The organism is Amycolatopsis lexingtonensis (assembly GCF_014873755.1).
GTDB classification, from domain to species: Bacteria; Actinomycetota; Actinomycetes; order Mycobacteriales; family Pseudonocardiaceae; genus Amycolatopsis; species Amycolatopsis lexingtonensis.
In genome coordinates this window covers 8696752-8720725 of record NZ_JADBEG010000001.1, presented here as the reverse complement: position 1 = coordinate 8720725, position 23974 = coordinate 8696752, and the positions used below count along the sequence as shown (strand labels likewise).

General features: G+C 71.3%; 27 protein-coding genes. 18 read left to right on the top strand and 9 right to left on the bottom strand.

Annotation, left to right across the window (positions count from 1 at the left end; genetic code table 11):
- Nucleotides 1–48 precede the first annotated feature (48 nt).
- Nucleotides 49–963 (top strand): DNA recombination protein RmuC, encoded by a 915-nt coding sequence (locus H4696_RS40695; protein WP_086857408.1) that lies wholly within the window; start codon nucleotides 49–51, stop codon nucleotides 961–963.
- A 686-nt stretch (nucleotides 964–1649) separates the two neighbouring features.
- Nucleotides 1650–2525: a DUF6542 domain-containing protein gene (locus H4696_RS40690; RefSeq protein WP_169734872.1), complete on the top strand. Its 876-nt coding sequence runs from the start codon at nucleotides 1650–1652 to the stop codon at nucleotides 2523–2525.
- Nucleotides 2526–2582: 57 nt separating this feature from the next.
- Here the strand turns inward: H4696_RS40690 and H4696_RS40685 are convergent, their stop codons facing one another.
- A complete protein-coding gene (locus H4696_RS40685) occupies nucleotides 2583–3578 on the bottom strand; it encodes a 4-hydroxy-3-methylbut-2-enyl diphosphate reductase (protein ID WP_169734873.1) in 996 nt (331 codons plus the stop codon).
- A 151-nt stretch (nucleotides 3579–3729) separates the two neighbouring features.
- On the opposite strand from H4696_RS40685, the gene H4696_RS40680 reads away from it, so the two are divergent.
- From H4696_RS40680 to H4696_RS40655, 6 genes are all read left to right on the top strand, one after another.
- Nucleotides 3730–4467, top strand: coding sequence for a lipid droplet-associated protein (locus tag H4696_RS40680; protein ID WP_086857409.1), 738 nt, complete (start codon nucleotides 3730–3732; stop codon nucleotides 4465–4467).
- Entirely contained in the window at nucleotides 4464–5699 is a 1236-nt protein-coding gene (gene xseA / locus H4696_RS40675) for an exodeoxyribonuclease VII large subunit (protein ID WP_086857410.1), read from the top strand. Before H4696_RS40680 ends, xseA begins: the two co-directional genes overlap by 4 nt.
- Nucleotides 5696–6094, top strand: a complete 399-nt coding sequence (locus H4696_RS40670; protein WP_086857411.1) for a hypothetical protein — start codon at nucleotides 5696–5698, stop codon at nucleotides 6092–6094. The genes xseA and H4696_RS40670 overlap by 4 nt, the downstream gene beginning before the upstream one ends.
- Nucleotides 6091–6318 (top strand): exodeoxyribonuclease VII small subunit, encoded by a 228-nt coding sequence (locus tag H4696_RS40665; protein WP_086857412.1) that lies wholly within the window; start codon nucleotides 6091–6093, stop codon nucleotides 6316–6318. The genes H4696_RS40670 and H4696_RS40665 overlap by 4 nt, the downstream gene beginning before the upstream one ends.
- A gap of 84 nt (nucleotides 6319–6402) precedes the next feature.
- The gene (gene glpX / locus H4696_RS40660; protein WP_169734874.1) at nucleotides 6403–7452 is read left to right on the top strand and encodes a class II fructose-bisphosphatase; all 1050 of its coding nucleotides are present in this window, start codon (nucleotides 6403–6405) and stop codon (nucleotides 7450–7452) included.
- 8 nt (nucleotides 7453–7460) lie between these two features.
- A complete protein-coding gene (locus H4696_RS40655) occupies nucleotides 7461–8210 on the top strand; it encodes a S1 family peptidase (protein ID WP_169734875.1) in 750 nt (249 codons plus the stop codon).
- 1 nt (nucleotide 8211) lies between these two features.
- On the opposite strand, the gene H4696_RS40650 is transcribed toward H4696_RS40655, so the two are convergent.
- Nucleotides 8212–9201, bottom strand: coding sequence for an NAD(P)/FAD-dependent oxidoreductase (locus H4696_RS40650; RefSeq protein WP_169734876.1), 990 nt, complete (start codon nucleotides 9199–9201; stop codon nucleotides 8212–8214).
- Nucleotides 9202–9278: 77 nt separating this feature from the next.
- Between H4696_RS40650 and H4696_RS40645 the strand changes: the two genes are divergently transcribed.
- Genes H4696_RS40645 through H4696_RS40635 form a run of 3 tightly spaced genes read left to right on the top strand, consistent with a single transcriptional unit; the run spans nucleotide 9279 to nucleotide 11224 of the window.
- Nucleotides 9279–9647 (top strand): hypothetical protein, encoded by a 369-nt coding sequence (locus tag H4696_RS40645; protein ID WP_143264974.1) that lies wholly within the window; start codon nucleotides 9279–9281, stop codon nucleotides 9645–9647.
- A 14-nt stretch (nucleotides 9648–9661) separates the two neighbouring features.
- A complete protein-coding gene (locus H4696_RS40640; RefSeq protein WP_158104271.1) occupies nucleotides 9662–9799 on the top strand; it encodes a hypothetical protein in 138 nt (45 codons plus the stop codon).
- A 27-nt stretch (nucleotides 9800–9826) separates the two neighbouring features.
- Complete coding sequence (locus H4696_RS40635; RefSeq protein WP_086857414.1) at nucleotides 9827–11224, top strand: class II fumarate hydratase; 1398 nt, start codon at nucleotides 9827–9829, stop codon at nucleotides 11222–11224.
- Nucleotides 11225–11281: 57 nt separating this feature from the next.
- On the opposite strand, the gene H4696_RS40630 is transcribed toward H4696_RS40635, so the two are convergent.
- Complete coding sequence (locus H4696_RS40630; RefSeq protein ID WP_086857415.1) at nucleotides 11282–12307, bottom strand: aldo/keto reductase; 1026 nt, start codon at nucleotides 12305–12307, stop codon at nucleotides 11282–11284.
- A 100-nt stretch (nucleotides 12308–12407) separates the two neighbouring features.
- On the opposite strand from H4696_RS40630, the gene H4696_RS40625 reads away from it, so the two are divergent.
- The 5 genes from H4696_RS40625 (at nucleotide 12408) to H4696_RS40605 (ending at nucleotide 18591) form a co-directional block, all read left to right on the top strand.
- Entirely contained in the window at nucleotides 12408–13271 is an 864-nt protein-coding gene (locus H4696_RS40625) for a helix-turn-helix domain-containing protein (protein ID WP_086857416.1), read from the top strand.
- A gap of 51 nt (nucleotides 13272–13322) precedes the next feature.
- Entirely contained in the window at nucleotides 13323–15002 is a 1680-nt protein-coding gene (locus H4696_RS40620; RefSeq protein WP_086857417.1) for a PstS family phosphate ABC transporter substrate-binding protein, read from the top strand.
- A 40-nt stretch (nucleotides 15003–15042) separates the two neighbouring features.
- The gene (locus H4696_RS40615) at nucleotides 15043–16575 is read left to right on the top strand and encodes an ATP-dependent DNA ligase (protein ID WP_086857418.1); all 1533 of its coding nucleotides are present in this window, start codon (nucleotides 15043–15045) and stop codon (nucleotides 16573–16575) included.
- 137 nt (nucleotides 16576–16712) lie between these two features.
- Complete coding sequence (locus H4696_RS40610) at nucleotides 16713–18005, top strand: S53 family peptidase (protein WP_225955947.1); 1293 nt, start codon at nucleotides 16713–16715, stop codon at nucleotides 18003–18005.
- A 145-nt stretch (nucleotides 18006–18150) separates the two neighbouring features.
- A complete protein-coding gene (locus tag H4696_RS40605) occupies nucleotides 18151–18591 on the top strand; it encodes a hypothetical protein (RefSeq protein ID WP_086857420.1) in 441 nt (146 codons plus the stop codon).
- 42 nt (nucleotides 18592–18633) lie between these two features.
- Here H4696_RS40605 and H4696_RS40600 read toward each other — a convergent pair whose 3' ends face one another.
- The 3 genes from H4696_RS40600 to H4696_RS40590 form a co-directional block, all read right to left on the bottom strand.
- Complete coding sequence (locus tag H4696_RS40600) at nucleotides 18634–19017, bottom strand: hypothetical protein (RefSeq protein ID WP_086857421.1); 384 nt, start codon at nucleotides 19015–19017, stop codon at nucleotides 18634–18636.
- Nucleotides 19014–19361 (bottom strand): hypothetical protein, encoded by a 348-nt coding sequence (locus tag H4696_RS40595; RefSeq protein ID WP_086857422.1) that lies wholly within the window; start codon nucleotides 19359–19361, stop codon nucleotides 19014–19016. The genes H4696_RS40600 and H4696_RS40595 overlap by 4 nt, the downstream gene beginning before the upstream one ends.
- Nucleotides 19362–19541: 180 nt before the next feature.
- A complete protein-coding gene (locus H4696_RS40590; protein WP_086857454.1) occupies nucleotides 19542–20363 on the bottom strand; it encodes an NBR1-Ig-like domain-containing protein in 822 nt (273 codons plus the stop codon).
- A gap of 92 nt (nucleotides 20364–20455) precedes the next feature.
- Between H4696_RS40590 and H4696_RS40585 the strand changes: the two genes are divergently transcribed.
- Nucleotides 20456–21058: a Pr6Pr family membrane protein gene (locus H4696_RS40585; protein WP_086857423.1), complete on the top strand. Its 603-nt coding sequence runs from the start codon at nucleotides 20456–20458 to the stop codon at nucleotides 21056–21058.
- On the opposite strand, the gene H4696_RS40580 is transcribed toward H4696_RS40585, so the two are convergent.
- Nucleotides 21030–22238, bottom strand: coding sequence for an NADH:flavin oxidoreductase/NADH oxidase family protein (locus H4696_RS40580; protein ID WP_086857424.1), 1209 nt, complete (start codon nucleotides 22236–22238; stop codon nucleotides 21030–21032). The genes H4696_RS40585 and H4696_RS40580 overlap by 29 nt on opposite strands.
- A gap of 97 nt (nucleotides 22239–22335) precedes the next feature.
- On the opposite strand from H4696_RS40580, the gene H4696_RS40575 reads away from it, so the two are divergent.
- Nucleotides 22336–22959, top strand: coding sequence for an MBL fold metallo-hydrolase (locus tag H4696_RS40575; RefSeq protein ID WP_086857425.1), 624 nt, complete (start codon nucleotides 22336–22338; stop codon nucleotides 22957–22959).
- A gap of 28 nt (nucleotides 22960–22987) precedes the next feature.
- On the opposite strand, the gene H4696_RS40570 is transcribed toward H4696_RS40575, so the two are convergent.
- Together H4696_RS40570 and H4696_RS40565 are read right to left on the bottom strand one after the other, a co-directional pair.
- Nucleotides 22988–23503 (bottom strand): hypothetical protein, encoded by a 516-nt coding sequence (locus tag H4696_RS40570; protein WP_086857426.1) that lies wholly within the window; start codon nucleotides 23501–23503, stop codon nucleotides 22988–22990.
- Complete coding sequence (locus tag H4696_RS40565; RefSeq protein WP_086857427.1) at nucleotides 23497–23964, bottom strand: DUF309 domain-containing protein; 468 nt, start codon at nucleotides 23962–23964, stop codon at nucleotides 23497–23499. Before H4696_RS40565 ends, H4696_RS40570 begins: the two co-directional genes overlap by 7 nt.
- Nucleotides 23965–23974: the final 10 nt, after the last annotated feature.

Genomic DNA, 23974 nt, shown 5'->3' with positions numbered 1-23974 from the left:
CGCCATGATGTCCCCGCGGTCCGATTCCGGCCGGAGGGAGGAGACGAAGTGGCGACAGTGCTGACCACCGCGGCGATCGTGCTGGCGGTCCTGCTGCTCGTCGCCGTCGCGGTGCTGTGGCGGCTGTACAACGACGGGATGCGCCGGGCGGACGCGGCGGCCCGGCTGGTGGCGGCCGAGCGCGCGAAGGCGGATCAGCAGCAGCTCGCGCTGCGGCGCTACGAGGTGGCGTTCGCGTCGATCAGCGGGCGCGGCGAGCTGGGCGAGCAGGTCCTGGTCGAGACGGCCCGCGCGCTCGGGCTGCGCGAAGACCTCCACTTCACCCTGCAGACGGACCTCGCGGGCGGCGGCGCGGCGAAACCGGACATGGTGCTGCGCGTGGGCGGCGGCCGCACGGTGCCGGTCGACGCGAAGGCGAGCATGGCAACGTGGTCGGAGGCGGTGGAGACCGACGACCCGGACGAGCGGATCGACGCGTTGCGCGCGCACGTCCGCCAGATCCGCTCCCGGGCGGCCGAGCTGGCGGGCAAGGGTTATCAGCGCTGGGCCGACGCGATCTACGGCACGATCATGTTCGTCCCTTCCGACGCGGCGGTGGTCGCGGCGATGGACACCGACCCGGAGCTGCTGCGCTGGCTGATCGACCGCCGGGTGTTCCTGTGCGGCCCGACGGGCTTCGGCGTCCTGGCCTCGGCTGCCCTGTTCGCGGCGAGCGACCGGACCTTGGAAGCGGACGTCGAGCAGGTCCGGACGGGCGCGGCGGCCGCCCACCGCGCGGCGGGCGGGGCGGTGGAGGCGCTGAACCTGTCGAGCACGCACCTGCAGCGGTTCCTGTCGGCCCGGCGGCGGGAGCTGGAGGCGCTGGAGACGTTCCGGGCGACGGTGGCGCCGCTGTCGGAGGCGTCGGGGAGTCCGGCGCCGGTGCCGACGGTGCGGAAGGGGGATGAACTGGCGGCCAGTTGAGAGATCTCGCGACGCGGCCGGGGCGGTACCCGGCTGGGCGGCGGCATGGACTTCGGACGGCTGCTGACCGGTGGCGATCGGCAGCTGCCTCGGTTGGGCGGCCCTGCGGCCACCGGTTGTGCGGGCCATCGGCGACCTCGCGGCCACGGTCGGCGGCCTGACGGCCCCGCGCCGACGGTCGGCGGCACGAGCCGCCACCGACCGGCGAACCCGCGGTCACCCAGGCGCACCGCGAGCCCTTCAGCCCGGCAAGTCGGCACCAGGCCGGCCGGCTGGAGTACTGCGGCCACCCAGCGCACGGCGAGCGGCAGAGCGGGCCCGGTCGATCCGGCAGCTCCGCGTCCAAACCGGTCGGCCGACGCACTGCGGCAACTGAGCGGCACGGCGAGCAGCACCGCGGGCCCGTCCGGGCCGGGCAACGCGGCACCCGGACCAGTCGGCCTGCGCGCCGGGGCCACGAGGAGCGTCGAACCTGCTCGGCCGCCGCTCGACCAGGCACGATCGGTGCCCACGCGAGCCCGACGTACGCCGCTCGAAACCGGACCACACGCCTCCGCGGCCGGTCGCCCAAGCACTCGTGGCGAAGGTCGTCCCCACCGTCACCGTCATGCCCTCGAGTGGCTGTAGGCCCACGTCGGCGGCGGTGCTGGCAAGATCTTCACAACCACGAGATACGGTGTTGCCCTGTGACCGCGATTCGCGATCGCCAGAGCGATCCAGATGCCGACGACGTCCCCGTGCCGTGGGATGAGCGTCCTGTCGTCGGTTCGAGGCGCGGACTGCCCTGGTGGGCGGCGGTCCTGGTCGGCCTCGGCCTGGCGGTCGTGGGCGCCCTCCTCGGCAAGCCGACCCAGGCGAACATCCCGGTGGTCTTCATCGTCTGCTACATCGCCGGGGCCGTGATCGCGGTCTGCGCGGTGCGGCGGCGGGGGCTGTTCGGGCCGATGGTGATGCCGCCGCTCGTGCTGGCCGTCATCGTGCCCGGCGTGATCCTGCTGACCTCGGGGTCGCAGGGCGACGACCTGCTGTCGAAGGCGCTGAACATCGGCAGCCCGCTGATCAACAGCTTCCCCATGATGGCCATCACCACCGGCATCACGCTGCTGATCGGCTTCGTCCGCATCTTCCGCGAGCGCGATCCGGACGCCCCGAAGAAGGGCAAGGCCGACCGGCGATCCGACGAGGACGACGAGCAGGCCCGTCCGAGCAGGCCGCGGCCGGCGAACCGGACCGGGCAGACGCCTGTGCCGCCTCGGCGTGGCCGGGACGGCGAACCGCCGCGGCGGCCGAGGCCGCCCGCGGAGGGTGAACGCCGTGCGCCGCGCCCGCCCGCCGAGCGCGACCCCGGCACCCGGGGGACGCGGAAGCCGCCGCCGGCCAACCGGCGTCCGCGGCCCGAAGACGCCGACCCGCGCCGTCGGGAGCCTCGCGGTGATGCTCCGCGGCGCCGTCCGCGGCCGCCCGCCGAAGATGGTCGTGACGCTCCGCCGCCTCGCCGGCCGGCCGGGGGGCGGGGTGCGCCGCCGCGGCGGAACCGTCCCTGGGACGACGAAGAGCGCTGAACAGCGCAAACGGCGGTTGCCCCCTTCGGGAGGCAACCGCCGTTTCGTCTAAAAAACTCAGACCTTGCGCAGTTCCTTGGGCGGCGCGAAGGTGATCTTCTCGTTCGCCGTCGTCACCTCGTTGACGTCGCCGTAGCCGCGCTCGGCCAGCCACTCCAGCAGCTGCATGACCAGCTCGTCCGGCACCGACGCCCCGGACGTCACGCCCACCGTCGTCACCCCGGACAGCCACGCCTCGTCGACCTCGTGCGCGAAGTCGACCAGGTACGACGCCCGAGCCCCGGCCTTCAACGCCACCTCGACCAGGCGCTTCGAGTTGGACGAGTTCGTCGACCCGACCACCAGCACCAGGTCGCACTCGGCGGCCATGGCCTTGACCGCGACCTGGCGGTTCGTCGTCGCGTAGCAAATGTCGTCGCTCGGCGGGTCCGCCAGACCCGGGAAGCGCTCGCGGAGCTGGTCTACGCGCTCCATCGTCTCGTCGACCGACAGCGTCGTCTGGGACAGCCAGATCACCTTCGACGGGTCGCGCACCTCGACCTTGTCGACGTCCTCGGCCTTGTCGACCAGCTGGACCTTGTCGGGCGCCTCGCCGGCCGTGCCCTCGACCTCTTCGTGGCCCTCGTGGCCGATCAGCAGGATGTCGTAGTCGTCCTTCGCGAACCGGTTGACCTCCTTGTGCACCTTCGTCACCAGGGGGCAGGTCGCGTCGATCGTGCGCAGGTTCCGGTCCGCGGCCTCCTGGTGCACCATCGGCGAAACGCCGTGGGCGGAGAACACCACGAGCGCCCCCTCGGGCACCTCGGAAGTCTCTTCGACGAAGATCGCGCCGCGCTCGCGCAGCGTCTCGACCACGTGCTTGTTGTGCACGATCTCCTTGCGGACGTACACCGGGGCGCCGTAGACCTCGAGGGCCTTCTCGACGGCGATCACCGCCCGGTCCACGCCGGCGCAGTAACCACGCGGTTTGGCGAGCAGCACCCGCTTGCCGGAGGCGGTTCCGGTGATCGTCGGGGTACCCGCGGGCTCGATTCCGGGACTCGCTGAACTCATGGCACCCAGGGTACGGGCAGGCCGGAGCCGAACTCGAAGTCCCTTTCGGGTGAGCTTCGTCCCCCTTCCGCGGTGTGCGCGGGGTCACGCAACGCGGCCGGTTCCACCCGTCCGGTTGGGCAGGATGGCGGACATGCGGCAGGCTAGACGTATGAAGCCATTCCCGCTCCCCCTCCGGGTCGCCGCGGGCCTCGCCGTCTCCACCGCCGAGCGGGTTCGTGACCTCCCCCGCCAGCTCGCCGGCCTCCCGGTGACCGTGGTCAGCCAGGTGCTGCAGGCCTCCATGCGCGTGCAGCAGCACGTCACCGAGCTGGCGATCAAGGGCGACAACGCGCTCTCGAGCCTCCGCCCGGTCGAGGACACGCCGAGCTGGGCGACCTTCGACGAGGACCTCGACGTCACGCCCCAGCGGCCGAACCTGACGCCGGTCGCCGACGTGCCGGAACCCCGTTCGGAACTGAACGGTCACCCTGGGTCACTTTCCGACCTCGAAGCGGAACTGGGTGATCCGTGGGCTGACGAGGAGCGCGCGCTCGCCCAGGACCACGCCGACGGCGAAAACGACGCCTCGGAGGACAACAAGCCGCAGCCGGGCACGCCCAAGATCGACAAGAAGGCCAAGGGCGAGGTCCCACGGACCAGCGCCGGCGGGTACGACGGGCCGGCCGGGCTGACCGGCTACGACCAGCTCACCCTCCCGCAGCTGCGCGCCCGGTTGCGCCAGCTCTCGATCCCGCAGCTCGAAACGATCCTGGAGTACGAGCGCGCGCACGCCGACCGCTCGTCGTTCACCGGGATGCTGTCGCGGCGGATCGCCAACGCGCGCAAGGCCGAGCGAGCCGGGGCCGAGGCGCCCGAAGAACCCGGCGACGGCGCGGAAGGCCAGTGACCGAAACCGAAGCGAGCACCGCCGAGAAGCCGTGGCCGGTGCGCACGGTCGCCCGCAAGATCGGCGACTGGATCCACCGCCTCGGCGCCGTCTGGGTCGAAGGCCAGGTCACACAGGTCAGCTCTCGCCCGAACACGCAGACGGCGTTCCTGACCCTGCGCGACCCGTCGGCGGACGTCTCGATGTCGGTGACCTGCCCGAACTGGCTGATCCGCGAGATGGAGCCGCCGCTGCGCGAAGGCGCGAGCGTGGTGGTGCACGCGAAGCCGTCGTTCTTCTTCGGCCGCGGCACCATCAGCCTGCGCGCCGACCAGATCCGCGCGGTCGGCATCGGTGAGCTGCTGGCCCGGATCGAGCGCCTCAAGAAGCTCCTGACCGCCGAAGGCCTCTTCTCGGCCCAGCGCAAGCGGCCGATCCCGTTCCTGCCGAAGGGCGTCGGGCTGATCACCGGCCGCGCGTCGGCGGCCGAGCGGGACGTCCTGGCCAACGCGCAGGGGCGGTGGCCGCACGTCCGGATCAAGGTGCTCAACACGGCCGTGCAGGGCTCGCAGGCGGTGCCTCAGGTCATGCGCGCGCTGCGGATCTTCGACGCCGACCCCGACATCGACGTCATCGTCATCGCCCGTGGCGGCGGCAGCGTCGAGGACCTGCTGCCCTTCTCCGACGAGGCGCTCTGCCGCGCGGTGTCGGCCGCGGGCACGCCGGTGGTCAGCGCCATCGGGCACGAACCGGACACCCCGCTGCTCGACTACGTCGCCGACCTGCGGTGTTCCACGCCGACCGACGCCGGCAAGCGGATCGTGCCGGACCTGCGCGAGGAGACCGAACGCGTCCGGCAGATGCGCGACCGCGGCCGCCGCGCGCTGCACGGCTGGGTCGACACACAGACGCGGCTGCTGAACCAGATCCGCAGCCGCCCGTCGCTGGCCGATCCGCTCGGCCCGGTGCAGCGGCGCCAGGACGACGTCGAGGTCCACCGCGAACGCGCGCGCCGCGCCATGCTGACCCTGCTCGCCAAGGACCAGGCCGAGATCGCGAGCGCGCGGGCCCGGCTCACCGCGCTCGGCCCGGCCGCGACGCTGGCCCGCGGGTACGCGGTCGTGCAGTTCGTCGACGCCGAAGGCAACCTCCAGGTACTCCGCTCCGTCTCCGAGGTCGAGACCGGCGCCCAGCTACGCGTGCGCGTGGGCGACGGTGCGATCGGCGCGGTGGCGGAAGGGGCACAGGAGTGAGAGCGACGTTCCTCCCGCTCACGGTGGACGCGGCGCGGCGCCTGGGCGCGCGGCCGCTGCTGGACCAGGCGGTGCGCACCGACCAGGCCGCCGCCGAGTGCTGGACGGCGCTGCTCGCCGGCTGCCACAGCGCCGGCCGCCGCGACCTGGGCCCGCAGCTGCGCCGGCTGTCCGAAGCGACGTCGATGCAGGTCGGCTCGCGCTGGTGGTTCGCCGAGGGGGCCGGGCACCGGCGGCGGGTGGCCGGGGCGCAGGAGAACCTCGAAGAGGCGATCGCGGACGGTGACGGCCAGGAGTTCGCCCTCGCCTTCGTCGGGTACGACCACGCCATGGCCAGCGCGGTAGTGTGCGCGAACAGCGTGGAAGCCCGGAAGGTCGGAGAGCACCGAGCGTGAGTGAAGCAGCCAGCGAGGAACTCGGCTACGAGCAGGCCCGCGACCGCCTCGTCGAGGTCGTCCGCGAGCTCGAAGCCGGTGGCCTGTCCCTCGAGCAGTCGCTCGCGTTGTGGGAGAAGGGCGAGAAGCTCGCGAAGGTCTGTGAGCGCCATCTCGAAGGCGCGCGTGAGCGCATCGAGGCTGCTCTGGCGTCCGTGGAGGACGAGACCGGCGACAGTCAGTGACGTTTGCCATGTCTTCGGCATCGGGAAACCGGACAGGGATCTGACAGACTGTTGACCCGCCAGTTCCACGATCCGGGAGGCCTGATGTCCACCGAGCCGCGTCGTCGTGAAGCACCCGACCGCAACCTCGCGATGGAGCTGGTCCGGGTGACCGAAGCCGCCGCCATGGCCGCCGGTCGCTGGGTCGGCCGCGGCGACAAGATCGGCGGGGACGGCGCGGCCGTCGACGCGATGCGCCAACTGGTGTCGACCGTGTCGATGCGCGGCGTCGTGGTGATCGGCGAGGGCGAGAAGGACGAAGCCCCGATGCTGTTCAACGGCGAAGAGGTCGGCAACGGCGACGGGCCGGCCTGCGACGTCGCGGTGGACCCGGTCGACGGCACCACGCTGATGGCCAAGGGCATGCCGAACGCGCTCGCGGTCCTCGCGGTCGCCGAGCGCGGCGCGATGTTCGACCCGTCCGCGGTGTTCTACATGGAGAAGCTGGCCGTCGGGCCGGAGGCGGCGGGCAAGGTCGAGCTGGGCGCGCCGATCGCGGAGAACATCCGCCGCGTCGCCAAGGCGAAGAACAGCAGCGTCGGCGACGTCACCGTGTGCATCCTGGACCGCCCGCGCCACGAGCAGATCATCAAGGAGGTCCGCGAGGCAGGCGCGCGGATCCGCTTCATCTCCGACGGCGACGTCGCGGGCGCGATCGCCGCGGCCCGCCCGACCACCGGCGTCGACATGCTGATCGGCATCGGCGGCACCCCCGAGGGCATCATCGCGGCCTGCGCCATGAAGTGCCTCGGCGGCGAGCTGCAGGGCCGGCTGTGGCCGAAGGACGACGCCGAGCGCGAGAAGGCCATCGCCGCCGGTCACGACCTGGACCGCGTGCTGCTGAACGACGACCTCGTGCGCGGCGACAACGTCTTCTTCTGCGCCACCGGCGTCACCGACGGCGACCTGCTGCGCGGCGTCCACTACCGCGAGGGCGGGGCGACGACGCAGTCCATCGTGATGCGGTCCAAGTCCGGGACCGTCAGAATGATCGACGGTTACCACCGGCTGACCAAGCTGCGGGCGTACTCCTCGGTCAACTTCGACGGCCACCTGGACGCGCCCGACGACGACGTCGTGCCCCCGCTGCCGTAAGGAGATCCGTGCCCAGGCGACTGCTGGTCCTGCTGGTTCTGGTGTTCGCCCTGGTCCCCGCCACCGCGTCGGCCGACCCCGCCATCGTCGGGGGCGGCGACGCCGACCAGCCGTACCCGTTCGCGGTGTCGCTGCACTCCTCGACGGGGAAGCTGTTCTGCGCCGGCGCGCTGATCGCCCCCACCTGGGTGGTCACCGCCGCGCACTGCGCGTTCGACAAGTCCCCGTCCGCGGTGTCGGTGCGGGCCGGCACGAACGACTCCGGTGACGGCGGCGAGGTCGCCAAGCTCGCCGGCATCGTCGTGAACCCGGCCTTCGACACCCAGAGCCCGGCGGGCGACATCGCGCTGCTGCGGCTGGCGGCGCCGGTGAAGGCGGCGCCGATCGGGCTGGCGACGGCGGCGGCGCCCGGCACGGCGACCCGCATCCTCGGCTGGGGCCAGACGTGCCCGAAGCCGAACTGCGGCCAGATCCCGAAGACGCTGCAGCAGCTCGACACGCACATCGTCGAAGGCGCGAAGTGCACGTCGGTGTTCGACGGCACGGCCGAGCTGTGCACGGACAACCCGGGTGGCAAGTCCGGGGCGTGCTTCGGCGATTCCGGCGGCCCAGAAATCGTCCGCGACGGCGACCACTGGTCGCTCGCCGGTGTCACCAGCCGGCCGGGCAACGACAGCCCGGAATGCGCGACGGCGCCGTCGATCTACACGTCCGCGGTCGCCTACGCGCCGTGGATCGCGGAGAAGACGAAGGCCTGACCTACTCGGCGTTGCTCGAATGCCCGGGGAACAGGTGGGCGTCCGGGTCGAGCGCGACGGCGATGTTGTTGACGGCCGTCGCGGCCTCGCCGAAACCGGTCGCGATCAGCTTGACCTTCCCGGGGTACGCGGCGACGTCGCCGGCGGCGTAGACGCGTTCGCGCGCGGTCGCCATGGTCGAGTCGACGGCGATGGCGCGGTGGTCGATCTCCAGCCCCCAGCTCTCGATCGGCCCGAGGTCGGCGGTGAACCCGAGCGCCGCGACGACGGCGTTGGCCGGCAGCCGCTCGTCTTCCGCGCCCTTGATCGAGACGTCGACCGCTTCGAGCGTCCCATCGGGAGCTTCGACGAACCGCGTGACCTCGGCGTCGGTGATGATCCGGGTCCCGAGCTCGCGCGCCTGCCGGACGATGGACTCGGCGGCGCGGAACTTGGCGCGGCGGTGCACGAGGGTGACGCTCGCGGCAACCGGGTGCAGCGCGAGGATCCAGTCGAACGCCGAGTCCCCGCCGCCGACGACCACGACGTGCTGCCCGGCGTGCGCCTGCAGCGACGGGACGAAGTGGACCATGCCGCGCCCGAGCCAGCCGTCGCCGGCGGGCAGCGGCCGCGGGGTGAACTCGCCGATGCCCGCGGTGATCAGCACGGCGCCCGCGCGCAGGGTTTCGCCGCCGTCCAAGGTCAGCTCGACGCCGTCGCCGACCGTCTCCAGCTTCTCGGCCTTGCGCCCGAGGAGGTACTTCGGCTTCCACGGCGCGGCCTGCTTGACCAGCCCGTCGACGAGGTCGCGCCCGCGGACCTCGGCGAACCCGCCGACGTCGTAGATCATCTTCTCGGGGTACATCGCGGTGACCTGGCCGCCGGGCTCGGGCAGCGAATCGACCACCGCCATCGAGAGGCCGCGGAACCCGGCGTAGTAGGCGGCGAACAGGCCGGTCGGGCCCGCGCCGATGATCACGAGGTCGTACGAATCCCCAGGGACTTCAGTCATGCTCGCTCCAGCCAGTGGTGGATGGCGGTGATCGAGAACACAGTCGATCCTAGCCGGATCGGAGTTCACTCGACGACGTGCGACACCGCCGCCCCGACGACCGGCGCCCGCCGTGGGGCGTGCGGCGAACGCTGCTGAGCGCGACGGCCGCCGCCGTCGTGCTCCTCGGCTGGTTCGCGCTGGCCGTCCGGCTCGCGCTGCCGTCGGCCGAAGCGGAAGGTCTCGTGTTCTTCGTGGCCGTGTCCTTCGTGCTCCTGCTGGTGTTCGGCCGCTGGCTGGCCCGGACGGGCGCGCTGCTCGTGCTGCTCGGCTTGCTGCCGGCGTACGCCGCGTGGTGGCGGCGGAGGTCCCGCACCACCTCAAGGCCGGCCTCGACTACACGTACGACCTGCGGAACCCGCACGGCAGCACCGGCTCACTCGACCCGGGCGTCGGCACCGGGCTGAAAATCGGCAGCAGGGTGCCGGTCGTCGAAGATCCCGGCGGGCTCGTCGCCACCCAGCTCGCGTGGCTGGGCGTGGGCGGCCTCCTCGTCTCGGTCGCTGTGACGGCGACGGTCGGCGAGCGGCGCAGGGTGCGCAACGCCACCACGCGGTGACTCGCGAACAGGTCCAGAATCGGTGTCATGGCTGACCAGGAATACCGGATCGAACACGACACCATGGGCGAGGTCCGCGTGCCTGCCGACGCGCTCTACCGCGCGCAGACCCAGCGGGCCGTCGAGAACTTCCCCATCTCCGGCCGGGGCCTGGAGCGCGCCCAGATCCGCGCGCTCGGCCTGCTCAAGGCCGCCGCCGCCCGCGTGAACCTCAAGCTCGGCGTGCTCGACGCCGACGTCGCGAACGCCATCGCGGCCGCCGCCGACGAGGTCGCCGAGGGCGCGCACGACGCGCACTTCCCGATCGACGTCTTCCAGACCGGCTCGGGCACGTCGTCGAACATGAACGCCAACGAGGTCATCGCGACGCTCGCCTCCCGCGCACTCGGGAAGGACGTGCACCCGAACGACCACGTCAACGCGTCGCAGTCGTCGAACGACACCTTCCCGACCACCATCCACGTCGCCGCGACCGAAGCCGTGCTCAAGGACGTCATCCCGGCGCTCGAGTACCTCGCCGGCGCCATCGAGGTCCGCGCCGCCGAGTGGGCCGACGTCGTCAAGTCCGGGCGCACGCACCTCATGGACGCCGTGCCCATCACGCTCGGCCAGGAGGCCGGCGCGTGGGCGTCGCAGGTCCGCTTCGGCGTCGAGCGGCTGAAGTCGGGCCTGCCGCGGCTGGGCGAGCTGCCGATCGGCGGCACCGCCGTCGGGTCCGGCCTCAACGCGCCGGACGGCTTCGGGGCCAGCGTCGCCGCGGAACTCGCGACGGTGACCGGGCTGCCGCTGACCGAGGCCCGCGACCACTTCGAGGCGCAGGCCACGCAGGACAGCGTCGTCGAGACGTCCGGGCACCTGCGCACGATCGCCGTGTCGCTCAACAAGATCGCGAACGACCTGCGCTGGCTGGGTTCCGGCCCACGCACCGGGCTGGCCGAGCTGGCGCTGCCGGACCTGCAGCCGGGCTCGTCGATCATGCCGGGCAAGGTGAACCCGGTGATCCCGGAGGCGACGCTGCAGGTCGTCGCGCAGGTGATCGGCAACGACGCGGCCGTCGCTTTCGCGGGCGCCGCGGGCAACTTCCAGCTGAACGTCAACCTGCCGGTGATCGCGCGGAACGTCCTCGAGTCGGCGCGCCTGCTCGCGGCCGTCTCGCGGCTGCTGGCGGACAAGGTCTTCGACGGCGTGAAAGCCAACGTGGACCGCGCCCGCCAGTACGCCGAAGGTTCGCCGTCGATCGTGACACCGCTGAACAAGTACATCGGCTACGAAGAAGCCGCCGCGGTCGCGAAGCAGGCCCTGAAGGAGCTGAAGACGATCCGCGAGGTCGTCCTCGAGCGCGGGTACGTCAAGGACGGCAAGCTGACCGAAGCCCAGCTCGACGAAGCGCTCGACGTCCTCCGCATGGCCCGCGGCGGCAAGTGAAATTCCCGTGAGGCGCCGCATCTTTCATAGGGAAAGTGGCGCTTCGGGCGTGACCCGCTACCGCCGGCGCAGGCGCTTGTCCGCCAGCGCCGGCGGGGTGTAGTCCTTCTCGGCCGAGTTCAAGTCCGTGCCCGGCGGGACGATCTCGTCGATCCGGTCCAGCACGTCGTCGTCGAGCACCAGGTCCGCGCCCGCCAGCAGGTCGTCGAGCTGCGCCGGCGTGCGCGGGCCGATGATCGCCGACGTCACGCCCGGGTGCGCCCGGACGAACGCCGTCGCGAGGTGCGTCATCGGCCGGCCCAGGTCGTCGGCGATCTTCTTCAGCTTCGCGATCGCTTCGAACTTGACGGCGTTCTCCGGCAGCGCCGGGTCGAACTTGTGCACCTGCAGGGTCTTGCGCCCCTCCGAAAGGTCCACATCGGACGGTTTGGTGTACCGGCCGGACAGCCAGCCACTGGCGAGCGGGCTCCAGGTGAGCACGCCCATCCCGTACTTCTGCGCGGTCGGCAGCACGGCGGCCTCGATCGCGCGGTTGAAGATCGAGTACGGCGGCTGCTCGGCGCGGAACCGCGCCAGGCCGCGCTTTTCCGCCACCCACTGGGCTTCCACGATCTGCTCGGCCGGGAAGTCCGACGAGCCGATCGCGCGCACCTTGCCCGCCCGCACGAAGTCCGTGAGCACCGAAAGCGTTTCCTCGATGTCGGTCGTGGGGTCGGGCCGGTGGACCTGGTAGAGGTCGATGTAGTCGGTGTCGAGCCGCCGCAGGCTGTCGTCCAGGGCCCGGGTCAGCCAGCGCCGGGACAGCCCGCCCTGGTTGGGGTCGGCACCCATCTGGAAGAAGCCCTTGGTGGCCAGCACGACCTCGTCGCGGCGGCCCTTGAGCGCCTTGCCGACGATCTGCTCGTTCTCGCCGTGGCTGTACATGTCCGCGGTGTCCCAGAAGTTGACGCCCGCGTCGAGCGCGGTGTGCAGCATCCGGACACCCTCTTCGTGGTCCGGGTTGCCCCACTGACCGAGCATCATCGCGCCGAACGCGTACTCGCTGACCGAGATCCCCGTGCCGCCCAGAATTCGTCGTTCCATGGGCTCCACCCTGCTGGCGGGAAAAGCACCGGACCAGGTCACGGTCAACCTGGGTCCGGCAGTACCAGGCGGGGAACCGCGAGCCGGGGATACTGGAGGCATGAGTGACGCAGCCGAGCTGGGCGCCTTCCTGAAGGCGCGCCGCGCCGCACTGGACCCCGCCGACCTGGGCCTGCCGCCCGGGATCACGCAGCGGCGGGTGAAGGGCCTGCGCCGCGAGGAGCTGGCGCAGCTGTCCGGGATCAGCGTCGACTACTACACGCGGCTGGAGCAGGGCCGCGCGAAGAACGTCTCGGACGCGGTCCTCGACGCGCTGGCCCGCGCGCTGCGGCTCAACCCCGGTGAAGAGGCCTACCTGCGCAACCTCGCCGCGCCGAAACGCCGGGACGAGCGGGCGCCGCAGCGGATCCGGCCCGAACTGCAGCAGCTGCTCGACGCCATCCAGGCGCCCGCGTTCGTCTTCGGGCGGTACATGGACGTGCTGGCCTGGAACGCGCTCGGCGGCGCCGTCGCGTTCGCCTTCGCCGACCTCGAAGAGCGCAACATGCCGAAGCTCATCTTCACCGACGAGCGCGCGAAGGACTTGCACCCGGAGTACGACGCCGTCTGCCGCGAGCTCGTCGCGAACCTGCGCGCGGAGAGCGGCCGGCACCCCGGCGACCCGCGGTTCGCCCAGCTGATCGGCGAGCTTTCGCTGGCCAGCGAACAGTTCCGGAAGCTGTGGGCCGAGCACGCCGTGCGGGAGAAGGCGCAGGGGTGGAAGGTCCTGCTGAACCCCGTCGTCGGCGAGCTGCGGTTGCGCTACGAGACGCTGCGGCTGCCCCAGGATCCCGACCAGGGCATGGTCGTCTACCACGCCGAACCGGGGTCCGAGACCGAACGCGCGCTCGGCCTGCTGGCCAGCTGGATCGCCACCGATGAACGGCCGGTGAACACTCGGTCGTCGTCACCCCACGCCGGCTGAGGCCTGCCTACGCTGCTCTAACTGGGGATCCGGGGGTAGAGGAGCAGCACGGTGGGTGTCGGCGCGACCATGCAGTCCCTCGCCGAGATCCTGAGCTCCGACTCCGGCAGCCTCGTCCTCGGCATCGCCGCGCTGGTCGCGATCGCCGCGCCGTTCGTCGACCGCTACTTCATCCGCCGCCGCCGGATGACGTTCCGGGTGCTCTACAACTCCAAGATCGGGCTGTCCCCGATCGACCTGCACGACGGCGAAAACGGCTCCGCGCAGGCCGCCCCGCAGCTCGAACAAGTGGCGCGGCTGCTCGACCGGATGAGCATCGTCGTCATCCGGATCCACAACACCGGCAGCTTCGACATCGCGCCGGGCGACTTCGAGATCCCGCTGTCGTTCACCTTCGGCAGCCGGATCGTCTGGGACGCGCGGGTGTCCGACGCGACCGACGACGGCCTGCGCCAGCACGTCCGCGACGGCCTCGAGTTCTTCACGCGCGAGACGCCGCAGCGGCCGGTCGAAGCCGTGAAGCTGGCCCGGGTGCGCGCGTGGCTGCCGAAACGGTTCGCCGGCCTCGCCGCGGCCGAAGTACCGCCCGAGGCGCCCGACTGGCACGGCGTGCGGTTCGCGCGGCTCTCCTTGAAGCGCAAGGAGAAGTTCAAGCTGGTCGTCGTCCTGCGTGAGTCCGACGAGCACGACGGCGAGATCAGCAAGGAGATCGACCACCACGCCCGGCTCGCCGCCGGCCGCATCAAGGACGACCGCAAGCAGCGCCGGTTCGGCTGGCCGGTCATCACGACGGCGGTCGGGGTGCTGCTGACCGGCGCCCTGCTGGCCACGCTGCTCGTCTCGTGGTCCCGGCCGGCTACCTCCGCGCAGTGCGCCACCGGGAAGCTGTCGGTCGAGGGCTCGAGCGCGTTCGTCCCGATCATCGACAGCATCGCCGCCGAGTACCACGGCCAGTGCGACGGCGCCGCCATCACCACCCGCGCGACCGGCAGCGTCACCGGCGTCCGCGCGCTCGCCCCCGTCGACGCCGCGAACAAGAACGGGCTGGCGGTGCTGTCGGACGGCCGGTCCGGGGAAGCCGGACCCGACCTGGCGGCGAAGGCGGTCGCGGTGGTCGTCTACAGCCTGGTCGTCAACCGCGCGGCCGGGGTCGACAAGCTGACGACCCAGCAGGTCAAGGACATCTTCAGCGGCCGGGTGCGGAACTGGGACCAGCTGCGGCCGGGGCCGTCGGTGCCGATCGGGATCGTCGGGCGCGGGCAGGAGTCGGGCACGCGCAAGACGTTCGAGCAGAAGGTGCTCGGCGGTGCGGAAGACCGGCTGACGTCGGACTCGTGCCGCAAGCCGGAGCGCGATCCGGCCGCGGCGACCACCCGCTGCGAGCGCGGGACGACCGCCGAGGTGCTCACCGAGGTCGCGAACGTGCCGGGCGCGATCGGGTACGCCGACGTCCCGGCGGCCAAGACAGCGGCCGCCCGCGACCAGCAGGTCGGCGTCGTGCAGCTCGACGGCCACTACCCGGACGTCACGACGATCGGCGCCGGCTACCGGTTCTGGACCGTGGAGTACCTGTACACGAAGGGCGTACCGGACGGCGAGAGCGTGCTGAAGCGGTTCCTGGACTACCTGGCGAGCCCGACCGCGCGGGCCGAGCTGCAGGACGCCGGGTACACCCCCTGCGTGACCAAGGACGGGCTGCTCGACCCCCTCTGCACCAGGGGAGACATCTGATCGGCAGGAAATTGTCGGTGGTGCGGGTCATGATGTCCGGGTGTTGCTGAGCGAGTTGGTCCGGGTGTCCGCCGAGCTGGCGGCGACGAGGTCCAGGAAGGCGAAGATCGCCCTCCTGGCCGCGGTGCTGCGCGCCGCCGAGTTCACCGAGCTGGCCACGGTGATCGCGTACCTGACCGGGCAGACGGCGCAGGACCGGCTGGGTGCGGGCTGGCGCACCCTGGCCGGGCTGGGTGCGTCGCCCGCGCCGGAGCCTGCGATCACGGTGCTGGAGGTGGACGCGGCCTTGACGGAGGCCGCGGGCGTTGCGGCGGGCACGGGCTCGTCGACCCGCAGGCAGGACGTCCTGCGGGCGCTGTTCGTCCGGCTCACCGAGGAGGAGCAGCAGTTCCTGTTCCGGCTGGTCACCGGCGAGCTGCGGCAGGGTGCGCTGGAAGGCGTGATGGTCGACGCCGTCGCGGCGGCGGCCGAGGTGCCGGCCGAGGACGTGCGGCGCGCGTTCATGCTGTCCGGGAAGCTGGGCGTCACCGGGGTCGCGGCGATGACCGGCGGGCAGGCCGCGCTGGCGGAGTTCCGGCTCGCGCTCGGGACGCCGGTCAAGCCGATGCTGGCGTCGCCGGCGGAATCGCTGGAGGAGGCCGTCGCCGAGCACGCCGAGGCGATCGTCGAGTACAAGATGGACGGTGCGCGGATCCAGGTGCACCGGCAGGGCGACGAGGTGCACGTCTGGACGCGGACGTTGCGCGAGATCACCGGCAGCGTCCAGGAGCTGGTCGAACTCGTGCGGGCACTGCCGTGCGAATCCGTGGTGCTGGACGGCGAAACGCTCGCCCTGACCGACGCGGGGCGGCCGCGGCCGTTCCAGGACACGATGAGCCGGTTCGGCAGCACGCGCGAGGAGCAGGTCCAGGCGCTGCTGCTGCGGCCGTACTTCTTCGACTGCCTGCACCTCGACGGCGTCGACCTGCTGGACGCGCCGCTGTCCGAGCGCAACGCGGCGCTGCGCAAGGTCGCCGGGGCGCACGTGATCCCCGGCGAGGTGGGTGTTTCGCGCGCCGCCGAGGTGCTGGAGGCGGCGATGGAAGCCGGGCACGAAGGGGTGATGGTCAAGGACCTCGCGTCGCCGTACGCGGCCGGGCGGCGCGGGCGGGCGTGGCTGAAGGTCAAGCCGGTGCACACGATCGACCTGGTGGTGCTCGCGGCGGAGTGGGGGCACGGCAGGCGCACGGGCAAGCTGTCCAACCTCCACCTGGGCGCACGAGACCCGGACGGCGGCCCGCCGATCATGGTGGGCAAGACGTTCAAGGGCATGACCGACGAGCTGCTCGCGTGGCAGACGACGAGGTTCCAGGAGATCGAAACCCACCGCGACGACTGGACGGTGTACGTGCGGCCCGAAGTGGTGGTGGAGATCGAGCTGGACAGCGCCCAGGTTTCGACCCGCTACCCCGGTGGCCTGGCGCTGCGGTTCGCCCGGGTCGTGCGCTACCGCCCGGACAAGGAGCCGGCCGACGCGGACACGATCGACACCGTCCGCGGCCTCCTGCACGGCGACCGGTCGGAAGGGAGCTGACTACGAACGTCTTGATCGCGACATTTCGCGTGTCGGCGGTGCTTTCCTCGTAAAAGGAAAGACGAAAGTCGATGTTGCCTTCTCCCGGTTCTGGCCAGAGTGGCTGACGGAGTTTCCTTCAGCCACGGGAGAAAAGCATGAGATTGCGCGCTGTGTCCGGCTTGCTCGCGAGCACGACCCTGCTCGTGACCGCGTTCGCGGCACCGGCTCTCGCCACGCCGGTGCCGAGCACGCCGGGTGCCGGGCACCAGCCGTCGAAGCACCACTTCTCGGCGGCCGCGCGGTCGTTCGTCGGCGCCGACACCGTGCAGAAGCGTGTCGCGAAGCTCGAGGCGGCGATGGCGTCGCTGCCGAAGGAGAGCACCGCGTACAACGCGACGAAGCTGTGGAACGCCGGCATCACCGGCGCGGGCAGCACCGTGGCGACGCTGGTGTCCTTCGGCGACGACAAGGTGAAGGAGGTCCTGGACACCTACTCGAAGAACCACGGCCTCCCGCCGGCGAACGTCGAGGTGATCCAGCCGTCCGGCCCGGTGCCCGCGTGCACCGACCCCGGCGTCGACACCGCCACCTGCCAGGGCTGGGGCGGCGAGACCGACCTCGACGTCACGATGATGCACGCCATGGCGCCGAACGCGAAGATCGTCGTCGCGGCGACGCCGGTCGCCGAGACGCAGGGCTTCACCGGCCTGCCCGAGATGATGCACGCGGTCGACTACATGACCGAGCACAAGCTCGTCGACGTGATCTCGATGAGCTTCGGCACGACGGAAGAGAACTTCCCGTCGTTCGACTCGATCAAGACGCTCGACCCGGCGCTGGACCGCGCGAGCAAGGCCGGCATCACGATGGTCGCCTCCTCCGGTGACGACGGGCCGACCGGCGGCTACCTCTACGGTCCGGGCAACTACCCGTACCGCGTCGCGAGCTGGCCGGCGTCCGACCCGCGCGTCACGACGCTCGGCGGCACGCAGCTGCACCTCGACGCGAACGGCGCGCGCACCAAGGCGGACGACCTGGTGAACGTCGCCGACAACGGGTTCGCCGAGGGCGCCGGGCTGTCGAAGGCGTACGCGCGGCCGTCCTGGCAGGACGGCGTCAAGAAGATCACCGGCAGCAAGATGCGGTCGTTCCCGGACATCAGCATGGAAGGCGTGCACGGCACGTCGCAGTCCGCGCCGCTGTTCGCCGGCGTGCTCGCGCTCGCGGTGCAGGCCAAGCACGGCAAGCTCGGCCAGATCAACCCGGCGCTGTACACGAAGCTGGGCCCGGCGGGCACGCAGGCGGGCATCGTCGACGTCACCGAAGGCGACAACAGCCAGGACGGCGTCACCGGCTTCACCGCGGCCAAGGGCTTCGACATCGCCAGCGGCTGGGGCACGGTCGACGCGTCGGTCTTCGTCCCCGCACTGGCGAAAGCGCTCCGCTGATCTTTGACCGGAAATAGCGTCGTTCGGTTTGTTCGACACCGCTCGATGACGCGATTTTTCCCCACAGATCAAGAGTGCGGCTGTCACTACGATGCTGCTCCTCGGAAGACCCGCTCAGTCCCCGAGCGGTCATGGAGGAGTAGAAGTGGCAAGCAAAGAACAGCTGAAAGCGTCGATCCACGCCGCTTTCGACGCGGCCGTCCCGGACGGGACGAGCTACACGAAGGTGTACGCCGCGGAAATCAAGCAGAAGAACTTCATCTTTTTCCGCACCACCACCGTCAGCAATTTCGCGGTGGGTTTCCGGCCGGGCTCGACCGACCTCGTGATCGTGCCGCTCGAAGAAAAGAGCGGCACGGTCACGCCGGGCACCCCGCTGACGATCACCGACGCGAACCGGGCCGCGGTCAAGAAGCGCGACCTGCAGGGCCGGTTCGTGATCAAGACGACGGACGGCCGGTCGTTCCGGCTGAGCATCCTGCCGTCCGTGCCGAAGGTCCTCGCCGCCGCCTACCAGCTGCCCGTCGACCAGAAGGCCGAGTACGAGGCGTTCACCACCCTCCGGGACGCCCTCACCGCCGCCTGACGAACGCGCGCCCCGGTGCCCGGCACCGGGGCGCGTCCGGCGTCAGTAGCAGCGATCCGACTTGATCGCGTAGGTGTAGTTGTTGGACAGGTTGGACGTCACCTCGAAGCGGATCTTGTGGTAGACGGGCGGGTCGCCGAGCACGCCGTGGGACACCGTGTGCTCCTTGCCCGGGGCGATCGCACCGCTCCACAGGCCCTTGTCGAAGACGTCCTCGATGATCTGGACGAGCATCCCGCGGTAGTCGCTGTTGTGCACCGTGATGTCGATCTTCTGCCCGGCGCTCACCTCGACGACCTTCGTCGCCCCGCCCATCAGCTGACCGCCGGCGCACACCTTCGTCGCGGCGGAGGCGGCGGACGCGGCGGGCGCCGCCAGCAGTGTCGCGGCCAGCGCCACGACCGGGACCACCAGTGTGCGCGTCATCGGTTCCCCACCTTCGTCTTGACCACGTTCGACGTCTCGGCGATGTCGATGCCGAACTTCATCGAGCCGCCGCAGTAGGTGTGCTTGCCGTTCTCGAAGTAGAGCGTCAGGTCACCCGCGCACTCGAAGACGCGGATGTTCCAGGTGCGCTCCCCCGGCCACAGGCAGATGGCGTCCTTGCCGGCGCGGCGCATCCAGCCGTGGTACCCGGACTCGCACGTGATGATCGGATCACTCGCCACGGTCCCTGCCGCCGGCGCGGAGGCCGACGCCGTGCCGGCCGGCAGCAGACCCGCGACGAGCGCGGCCCCCGTGACGGCCGCGACCCTCAGATACGGACGCATGGATTTCCTTCCCCTGCAAGAAAAGATGAAATGGATTCGCCCAGGAGATCCGGACACCGACGACGTTAGGGACCCTCGGCGGTGGCGGGGAAGACATCGGCCGGCCAGCTCCGCGCGCGAGCCAAACGAAGATCGTCTTCGCAGGTCAGCGATTTGGCCAGCGGGGCGGGAAAGCCAAATTCAGGGCACGATCCGGACCGAGAAGAAGACCGCGCGGGCGTCCGGCAGCAGCAGGTGCCCTTCGGAGTCGGCCATCTTCCAGTACACCTGGCAGTGCCCGGCCTCGGACGGCGCCTGCACGTCGACGGAGATCCGCACGTGCTCGCCGGGCGCGGTGTACGGGATCGGGACGCGCGAGGGCGTCCGGCACTCGCCGGGGCTGCCGAACGAACCCGAGCGGACGAGGTACCGCCCGATCCATCCGACCGATCCGGCGTTGCGCAGCTCCCACGTCTTGACGAACCGGCTACCCGCCGGGATCGGCGTGCCGTCGGGCACGGTCACGTCGGCGACGAACTCGGACACGTCGCCGGCAGCGGCCGGCTCTTCGGTCGAGAACGCGCCACCGAACAGGAGCGCCAGCGCGACGACGAGCACGATCGCGACGGCCGCGGCGAGGCCGTAGGCCGCCCACCGGCCACGGGACGGACCGGGCTCGGCCGCCTTCGCGACGGCTTCCGCCGGCTCGCGAGCCCGCTCCCAGCACCCGCGCCAGTCGAGCCGGGCCGCCGTCTCGTCCTGCCCGAGCACGCCTACCGCGAGCACGCGCACGAACTCCCACGTCGTTTCCCAGCTGGGCAGGTGCTTCCCGCGGGCCGCGGCCGACAGCGCCGACTTCGAGGCCAGTGCGCCCAGCTCGTCGCGCATCCGGTCGTAAGACGGGTCGCCCGCCGCGCGCTTCAGCTCCCACAGCCGGCGCGCGAATTCCGCGACCGGGCCGGTGTCCTCCACGGGTCCCTGCGCGACCCGCCCGCGGCGTCCGGGGGTGCGTTCGACGTCCATCGCCGCCGACAATAGGACGCGGACCGGGTGACCGGCGCTCCTCGATCGAGTGATCCCGATCGAGACGTCCACTGTGGAGCTAAGCTCCGGAAATGCGCAGCGAGAAGCTCACCCGCGCCTGGTTCGCGGTCACCGCCGTGGTCGCGCTGACCGGGCTCGTCAGCCAGGTGGTGGCCACCCCCACCGCGAACCTGCTCTGCTTCTTCACCATCGACTCGAACCTGCTGGTCGCGCTCACCTCGGCGCTGATCGCACTGGACCGGGCGCGCGGGCGCGTGTTCACCGTCCTCCTGCTCGACGCGCTGGTCGGCATCATCGTGACCGGCATCGTCTACCAGGTCGCGCTCGCCGGCCTGTACGAGCTGCACGGCTTGGCGTTCTTCGCCGACACCATGCTGCACAAGGTGACGCCGATCCTGTTCGTGCTCGGCTGGCTGCTCGCCGCTCCGCGCGGCGTCCTGACCTGGCGCACGGTCTGGTGGTCGCTGCTCTACCCGCTGGCCTGGCTAGCGTTCACCCTGCCGCGCGGCGCGGTCACCGGCTTCTACCCGTACCCGTTCGTCGACGCCGGCGCGCTCGGCTACGGCCAGGTGACGCTCAACTGCGTCTTCATCGGCCTGTTCTTCACCGCGCTCGCCGCGGGCGCGCGCTTCTACGACCGCCGGCTCAGCCCCGCACCCGACGGAATGCGTTGAGCCCGTCGGTCAGCCCGGCCTGGACCAGCGTCGGCAGCGCGCCGCGGCGGTCGACCGGCTTGCCCGCCGCGATCCGGTGCATCTGCCGGGTGTGCCACTGGATCTCGAGGAGGCTGTCGGCGAGCCGGACGCCGGTCTTCGGGCAGCGCCGCTCCGCGCGGGCGTCCTCGCCGTCGAGCAGCCGCGCGGGCAGCCCGGGGTCGACGATCAGCGGCCGGCCAAGCCCGATGACGTCCAGCGCGCCGGAGCGCAGCGCCTCTTCCATCCCGTCCCGCGTCGCGAAGCCGCCGGTGACCATCAACGCCACGTCGGACACCGAACGCGCCTTCGCCGCGTAGTCCAGGAAGTACGCTTCGCGCGCCTGCGTGCTCGCTCGGCCGGAGCCCATCATCGCGGCCTTCTCGTACGTCCCACCGGAGACTTCCAGCAGGTCGACGCCGGTCTCGCCGAGATCGCGCACGACTTCCAGGGACTCCTCCTCGGTGAAGCCGCCGCGCTGGAAGTCCGCGCTGTTGAGCTTCACCGCCACCGGGACGTCGTCCCCTACCGCCGACCGCACGCGCCGCACGACTTCCAGCAGGAATCGGCGCCGGCGCACCGCGTCGCCGCCCCACTCGTCCGTGCGCAGGTTCGTCAGCGGCGAAAGGAACTGGGACACGAGGTAGCCGTGGGCGCCGTGGATCTGGACGCCGTGGAAGCCCGCGTCGGCGAACGTCCGCGCCGCGACGGCGAAGCGTTCGATGATCGCTTCGATCTCTTCGCCGGTCAACGCGCGCGGAGCGGCGAAGGCGGTACGGATGCCGCGGGTGCCGAAGGGCACGGCGGACGGCGCCACGGGCTCGCGCGAGAGGTACCGCGGGCTCTGCCGTCCCGGGTGGTTGAGCTGCACCCACAACCGCGTGTCGGTGCCCTCGACCGCGCGGGCCCACGCGCGGAAGCCGGCCGGGTCCGCGGTCGCCGTGACGTTGCGCGGCTCGCCGAGCGCGGCCGGGTCGACCATGACGTTGCCCGTGATCAACGTCCCGGCGCCGCCGCGGGCCCAGGTGCGATACAGCTCGTGCAGCTCCCGCGTCGGCGCGTTGCGCCGGTCGCCGAGCTGCTCGCTCAGAGCCGACTTGGCCAGGCGGTTCGGCAGCACGGCGCCGCAGCGCAGTTTCAGCGGCTCGGCCAGGAGCGTCATCGCTTCACCTCTCGAACTTACTCGAAGTAAGGTGACGCGAGAGTAGCATACCGTCGGTATGTCATCTACCCGTCGAATGACCGTTAGGGTCGGGCGCATGACGGCGATCGTGCAGAACTTGGTGACGTCCGGAACCTTCCAGCTCGACGGAGGCAGCTGGGACGTCGACAACAACGTCTGGATCGTGGGCGACGACACGACGGTGATCGTCATCGACGCGGCGCACGACGCCAAGGCGATCGAAAACGTCGTCGGTGACCGGAAACTGGCCGCGATCGTCTGCACCCACGCGCACAACGACCACGTCAACGCGGCCCCGGAGCTCGCCGCGGCCACCGGCGCGCCGATCCTGCTGCACCCGGACGACCGTGTCCTCTGGGACCAGACGCACCCGGACCGCGCGCCCGACGGCGAGCTGAAGGACGGCCAGACGATCACGATCGCGGGCACGGCGCTGCGGGTCATCCACACGCCGGGACACGCGCCCGGCGCCGTGTGCCTGTACGCCGAAGAGCTGGGCGTGCTGTTCACCGGCGACACCCTGTTCCACGGCGGCCCCGGCGCCACCGGACGGTCCTATTCGGACTACCCGACCATCGTGAAGTCCATCCGGGAGAAGCTGTTCACGCTCCCGGAGGCGACGAAGGTGCACACGGGCCACGGCGAAGGCACGACGATCGGCGCGGAGAAGGCCGCCTCGAGCGGCTGGGACGCGGCTTAAAAGCCGCACTTTCACGTGAAAGTGCGGCTCAGGAGGTGTGCTTCCGGGCGACGAGGGCGAACTCCTCGATCGCCCGGTCGAAGGCGGAGCTGGCTTGCCGAACCGGCGGCGGCAGGAACCTCTGGTCGAACTTCCCGTCGGTGTCGAGCTCCCACCGGGTCTGGTGGAGTTCCATCTCCTTCCGGCGGAGCTCGTCCGCCTGCTCGACCAGCTCGTCCGGGCCGCTCATCACGAGCAGCCCGTAGAACGAGCGCATTTCGGTACGAACCGTGTAGTACGCGTCTTCGAACTCGATCTCGCGCTGTGCGTCGGTTTCGAGCTCCTCGTCCAGTTCCCGGCGGCGGTGGATCACGTTGATGTCGACGATGTGCTTGCGCGCCCGGGTCGCGGCCTCGATCAGTCCGGCGCAGCGGTCGGCGCGATCCTGCCGCAGCTTCGCGCGCCTGGCGGCGTTGAGCTTCACCGGTTCGACGAGTGCCCCCAGCGTCACGCCGATCAGCGACGCGACGGCCGCGATGGCCGCGGCCCCGACCGCCGTCAGCACGTCAGCCTCGGCGCGCCCGGCGACACCCGGACGCGCTGCTTCGCCTCTTCGGCCAGCTTGAGCGCCCACTGCTGGAGCCCGGCGACGTCGATCCCGTGCGGCGGCTCGCTCCGGAACGGCTCGATGTTGGCCGCCCCGCGCTCCAGGAGCGACACCGCGCCGACGTTGTTGCCGCGGGCCGCGTGCGTCAGCCCCACCGCGAGCTGGGCCAGGCCGCGCCACAGTTCACGGTCGGGTCCGTCGGTCGTCTTCCACGCGTCCTCGAAGACCTCGTGCGCGTGGAACGGCTTGCCGTCGTCGAGCAGCCGCTGCGCCTCCGCAAGCGTTTGCGCCGGGGTTCTCTCGATGCCTTCGGGCTGGCGCTCGACGCCGTCGGCGCCGTACGGCAGCGGCCGGCCGAGACCGTCGCGCGGCCGTGCGTTGCGTGCCCGTCCCTCGGTGTCCCGGTCGCGGCGGCTCATGCCGTCGATC

Coding starts and splice junctions, on each gene's coding strand:
- H4696_RS40685 (WP_169734873.1), bottom strand. CDS start 3,578: ATGAGTTCAGCGAGTCCCGGAATCGAGCCCGCGGGTACCCCGACGATC.
- H4696_RS40680 (WP_086857409.1), top strand. CDS start 3,730: ATGAAGCCATTCCCGCTCCCCCTCCGGGTCGCCGCGGGCCTCGCCGTC.
- glpX (WP_169734874.1), top strand. CDS start 6,403: ATGTCCACCGAGCCGCGTCGTCGTGAAGCACCCGACCGCAACCTCGCG.
- H4696_RS40650 (WP_169734876.1), bottom strand. CDS start 9,201: ATGACTGAAGTCCCTGGGGATTCGTACGACCTCGTGATCATCGGCGCG.
- H4696_RS40635 (WP_086857414.1), top strand. CDS start 9,827: ATGGCTGACCAGGAATACCGGATCGAACACGACACCATGGGCGAGGTC.
- H4696_RS40630 (WP_086857415.1), bottom strand. CDS start 12,307: ATGGAACGACGAATTCTGGGCGGCACGGGGATCTCGGTCAGCGAGTAC.
- H4696_RS40625 (WP_086857416.1), top strand. CDS start 12,408: ATGAGTGACGCAGCCGAGCTGGGCGCCTTCCTGAAGGCGCGCCGCGCC.
- H4696_RS40610 (WP_225955947.1), top strand. CDS start 16,713: ATGAGATTGCGCGCTGTGTCCGGCTTGCTCGCGAGCACGACCCTGCTC.
- H4696_RS40600 (WP_086857421.1), bottom strand. CDS start 19,017: ATGACGCGCACACTGGTGGTCCCGGTCGTGGCGCTGGCCGCGACACTG.
- H4696_RS40595 (WP_086857422.1), bottom strand. CDS start 19,361: ATGCGTCCGTATCTGAGGGTCGCGGCCGTCACGGGGGCCGCGCTCGTC.
- H4696_RS40590 (WP_086857454.1), bottom strand. CDS start 20,363: ATGGACGTCGAACGCACCCCCGGACGCCGCGGGCGGGTCGCGCAGGGA.
- H4696_RS40585 (WP_086857423.1), top strand. CDS start 20,456: ATGCGCAGCGAGAAGCTCACCCGCGCCTGGTTCGCGGTCACCGCCGTG.
- H4696_RS40580 (WP_086857424.1), bottom strand. CDS start 22,238: ATGACGCTCCTGGCCGAGCCGCTGAAACTGCGCTGCGGCGCCGTGCTG.
- H4696_RS40575 (WP_086857425.1), top strand. CDS start 22,336: ATGACGGCGATCGTGCAGAACTTGGTGACGTCCGGAACCTTCCAGCTC.
- H4696_RS40565 (WP_086857427.1), bottom strand. CDS start 23,964: ATGAGCCGCCGCGACCGGGACACCGAGGGACGGGCACGCAACGCACGG.